At 62.7% G+C, this 4368-nt stretch carries 4 protein-coding genes; all 4 read left to right on the forward strand.

Annotation, left to right across the window (positions count from 1 at the left end; translation table 11 throughout):
* The coding region (locus QZS13_RS09935) for a DNA gyrase subunit A (protein ID WP_295588524.1) at nucleotides 1-2088 on the forward strand (2088 nt) is incomplete at its 5' end.
* A gap of 12 nt (nucleotides 2089-2100) precedes the next feature.
* On the forward strand, nucleotides 2101-2958 hold the full coding sequence (locus QZS13_RS09940) for a YitT family protein (RefSeq protein ID WP_295588527.1): 858 nt from the start codon (nucleotides 2101-2103) through the stop codon (nucleotides 2956-2958).
* Nucleotide 2959: 1 nt separating this feature from the next.
* Nucleotides 2960-3553, forward strand: a complete 594-nt coding sequence (locus QZS13_RS09945; protein ID WP_295588530.1) for a lactate utilization protein — start codon at nucleotides 2960-2962, stop codon at nucleotides 3551-3553.
* A gap of 20 nt (nucleotides 3554-3573) precedes the next feature.
* Complete coding sequence (locus QZS13_RS09950; protein WP_295588532.1) at nucleotides 3574-4242, forward strand: hypothetical protein; 669 nt, start codon at nucleotides 3574-3576, stop codon at nucleotides 4240-4242.
* Nucleotides 4243-4368 lie beyond the last annotated feature (126 nt).

The following is a 4368-nucleotide window of genomic DNA, read 5'->3' on the forward strand; positions in this document are numbered from 1 at the left end:
CCGGAGATCGACGGCTTCAAGCCCTCCCACCGCAAGCTCCTGTACACCATGTACAAAATGGGCCTTTTAACAGGTGCGCGCACCAAGTCGGCCAACATCGTGGGCCAGACCATGCGCCTCAACCCCCATGGTGACGCCGCCATCTACGACACCATGGTGCGCCTTTCCCGGGGCTACGGCGCGCTGCTGACGCCCTTTGTGGACTCCAAGGGCAACTTCGGCAAGAGCTACTCCCGGGACATGTCCTGCGCCGCCCCCCGGTATACGGAGGCCAAGCTCACGCCTATCTGCGCCGAGCTGTTCCGGGATATCGACGCCGACACGGTGGACTTCGTGGATAACTACGACAACACCATGAAGGAGCCCGCCCTGCTGCCCACCACGTTCCCCAACATTTTGGTCAGTGCCAACAGCGGCATCGCCGTGGGCATGGCGTCCCAGTTCTGCGGCTTCAATCTCAAGGAGGTCTGCGAGACCACCATCGCCTATCTGAAAAACCCTGACTGTGACCTGACGGAGACGCTGCTGGCGCCGGACTTCCCAACCGGCGGCCAGCTCATCTGTGACCCGGACGCCCTGCGGGATATCTACGATACGGGCCGGGGCAGCGTCCGGGTGCGGGCCCGCTACCGGTATGTGAAAGAGGAAAACCTCATCGAGATCTACGAGATCCCCTACTCCACCACCGTGGAGGCCATTTTGGACAAGGTGGCCGAGCTTATCAAGGCGGGCAAGGCCAAAGAGATCGCCGACATGCGGGATGAGACGGATCTGACGGGCCTGAAGCTGGCCATCGACCTCAAGCGGGGCGTGGACCCGGACAAGCTCATGACCAAGCTCTACAAGCTCACGCCCCTGGAGGACGCCTTCGCCTGCAACTTCAACGTGCTCATCGCCGGCAGCCCCCGGGTACTGGGGGTGCGGCAGATCCTGGAGGAGTGGACCGCCTGGCGCACGGAGTCCGTCCGGCGGCGGACGTACTTCGTGCTGAACAAGCGCAAGGAAAAGCTCCACCTTCTCAAGGGCCTCAAGCGGATTCTGCTGGATATCGACAAGGCCATCGCCATCATCCGCCAGACGGAAGAGGAGGCGGAGGTAGTTCCCAATCTGATGATCGGCTTCGGCATCGATCAGGTCCAGGCGGAGTACGTGGCGGAGATCAAGCTGCGCAATATCAACAAGGAGTATATCCTCAAGCGGGTCAATGAGACGGAGGCCCTGCAAAATGAGATCGACGACCTGGAGGACATCCTGGCAAATCCCCGCCGGGTGAAGAAGATCCTCGTGGAGGAGCTGTCGGCGGTGGCCAAGAAGTACGGCGAGCCCCGCCGCACCACCATCGTCATGGGCCACGAGGTGGAGCAGTACACCGAGGAGTCCGAGGTGGCCGACTACCCCGTCACCGTGTTCCTCTCCCGGGAGGGGTACTTCAAGAAGATCACTCCTGCCTCTCTGCGGATGAACAGCGAGCAGAAGTACAAGGACGGCGACGGCCCTGCCCAGAGCTTCGAGGCCACCAACGCCGCCGAGATCATGTTCTTTACGGACAAGTGCCAGGTGTACAAGACCCACCTGAGCGACTTCGACGACGCCAAGGCCAGCGTCCTGGGCGACTACCTGCCGGCAAAGCTGGCCATGGACAGCGAGGAGAGCGTGGTGTACGCGGTACTGCCCGGGGACTATACCGGCGCGCTGGTGTTCTTCTTTGAAAACGGCAAGGCTGCCCGGGTGGAGCTCAAGGCCTACCAGACCACCTCCAACCGCCGCAAGCTCACCGGCGCCTACTCTGACAAGTCCCCCCTGCGGTGCGTGCTGCACCTGACGGAGGACCGGGAGGTGGCGGTGTACTCCTCGGAGCGGCGCTGCCTGGTGTTCCACACGGCGCTGCTGGCCCCCAAAACCACCCGCACCACCCAGGGGGTGGCGGTCATGACCCTCAAGCCCAAGTACCACCTGGAGGACGTGGTGCCGCTGGAGGAAACCAGCATTTCCAACATCAGCCGTTACCGGGTGCGGGCTCTGCCCGCTGCCGGCGCGCTGCTGCGTCAGGAGGACACAGAGGAGCGGCAGATGGATCTTTTGGAGTGAGAGGACGGCGAAATGAAGGAAAAACTGAAAAGCTACGGGCTCATTACCGTTGGGTCCATTTTGTTCGGCCTGGCGTTCGACTGGTTTTTTGATCCCAACGCGGTGGCTATGGGCGGCATCACCGGCCTTGCCCAGGTCATCAACGCGCTGCTTCCCGGCGTTCCGGTGGGTATTTTGACCATCGTGCTGAATATCCCGCTGTTTCTGGCCGGGTGGCATTATATCGGATTCCACCTGCTGGCCTCCTCCCTTTTTTCCATGACGGTCAGCTCGGTGGCCATTGACGTGATCGCCGTGGTGCACCCCTTTGCCCCCATGGACCCCATGCTGGCCTCCCTGTGCGGCGGTGCGCTCATGGGGCTGAGCCTGGGGATTGTGTTTGCCCAGGGGGCCACCACCGGCGGGACGGATATTGTGGCGCGCCTTTTGAAGCTGCGCTGGTCCTGGCTGCCCATGGGCAAGCTGATGCTGCTGCCGGACGGTGTGGTGCTGGTGCTGGCGGCCCTGGCCTTCGGCCGGGTGGAGGCGGCGCTTTACGGCGTGGTATCGCTGTTTGTGGCTACCCGGGTCATGGACACGGTCCTCTACGGACTGGACACGTCCAAGGTGGCCTACATCATCTCCGACCGGTGGGAGGCCCTGGCCCAGGTACTCTTGAAGGAACAGGACCGGGGTGTGACCATCCTGCGGGGACAGGGCGCCTATACGGGCAGGGACAAGCAGGTACTCATGGTGGCGTTCAAACAGCGGGACATCGTGCAGATCAAGCGCACGGTGCATGCGCTGGACCCGGCGGCCTTTTTGATCGTGTGCGACGCCCACGACGTGCTGGGCGAGGGATTCGGAGATTATCAAAAGGAGGAAATCTGAGATGGCGGATTTTACGAAAGTGGAACAGGCCCTGCGGCAGCGGGGCTATACGGTCCGTGTGTTTGAAACCGGCGCAGAGGCGGCGGACTACTTAAACGGCGCCATTGACGGCGTCAGTGTGGGCATCGGCGGGTCTGTGACGGTGCAGCAGCTGGGCCTTTATGACCGGCTGGCGGCCCACAATCAGGTGTACTGGCACTGGCAGGGCGGCCCGGAGCAGCGGACCCGTGCGGCAGGTGCCGACGTGTACCTGACCTCCGCCAACGGCCTGGCCGAGACGGGAGAGATTCTCAACATCGACGGCGCCGGCAACCGGGTGGCCTCCACCCTCTACGGCCACAAAAAAGTGTATTTCGTCATCGGTGCCAACAAACTGGCCCCCACCCGGGATGAGGCGCTGTGGCGGGCCCGGAACATTGCCGCCCCCCGGAATGCCCAGCGGCTGGAGAAAAAGACCCCCTGTGCGGTCAACGGCGACCGGTGCTACGACTGCAAGAGCCCGGACCGCATCTGCCGGGGCTTGGTGGAGCTGTGGGGTCCCATGATGGGCATGGAGGCGGAAGTCATCCTCGTTAACGAAGATCTGGGTATGTAACGCGGAGAGGAGGTGTGCCCTTGAAACGGAAAACAGGCGTCCTGGCGGCGCTGGCGGCGCTGTGTCTGCTGACGGGGTGCGCCTCCCTGCTGGAACGGCAGTACAGCATCGTGGAGCCCCACAGCAGCAAGTTCTGGGAGAGCGAGGCCGCCGGCACGCTGCGGGCGGAGAATTATCAGGACGTGGTCAACGACGTGCTGCTGCTGATCGGCCAGCACACGGAGAGCGCCACCATCCGGCTCTACAACTTCTCCGATGACATGGCTGTGGCGGAGACGCTGGAGCAGGCTACCACGGAGATCCAGCAGGAGACGCCCATGGGCGCCTATGCTGTGGAGTACATTACCTCCTCCAGCCGCGCCCAGCGGGGGTACTATGAGATCTCCGTGCAGATCAGCTACCGGCGCACGGCCCAGCAGATTCAGGCGGTGGTGAACGCCACCAGTACGGAGGCGCTGCCCAGCCTTCTGGAGGCTGCGCTGGCGGCAGGGGAGAGCGAGCTGGCGGTGCGGATCGGCTACTGGCGGGAGGATGAGGACCCGGAGCGGGTGAGCAATGTGGTATCCCAGATCCGGGAAAAGCTGGAGCTGACGGATACGCCTGCGTGGACCATCACCTATTATCCCGCCTCCGGACCGGTGGGCCTCATTGAGTTCGTGTGGGACACCGGCGGTGCGGAAGAAAATTAAAGAGAAAAATTTGAGGAAATTGCTTGACAAAGTGCACACCCTCTGTTAGAATAACACCTGTTCCGCGGGCATAGCTCATCTGGTAGAGCGCCACCTTGCCAAGGTGGAGGTAGCGAGTTCGAGCCT

Source organism: uncultured Oscillibacter sp. (genome assembly GCF_900546705.1).
Lineage (GTDB): Bacteria > Bacillota > Clostridia > Oscillospirales > Oscillospiraceae > Oscillibacter.

Bases quoted from the DNA above. Each gene is read 5' to 3' on its own strand.
- QZS13_RS09940 (WP_295588527.1), top strand. From the start codon at position 2,101: ATGAAGGAAAAACTGAAAAGCTACGGGCTCATTACCGTTGGGTCCATT.
- QZS13_RS09945 (WP_295588530.1), top strand. From the start codon at position 2,960: ATGGCGGATTTTACGAAAGTGGAACAGGCCCTGCGGCAGCGGGGCTAT.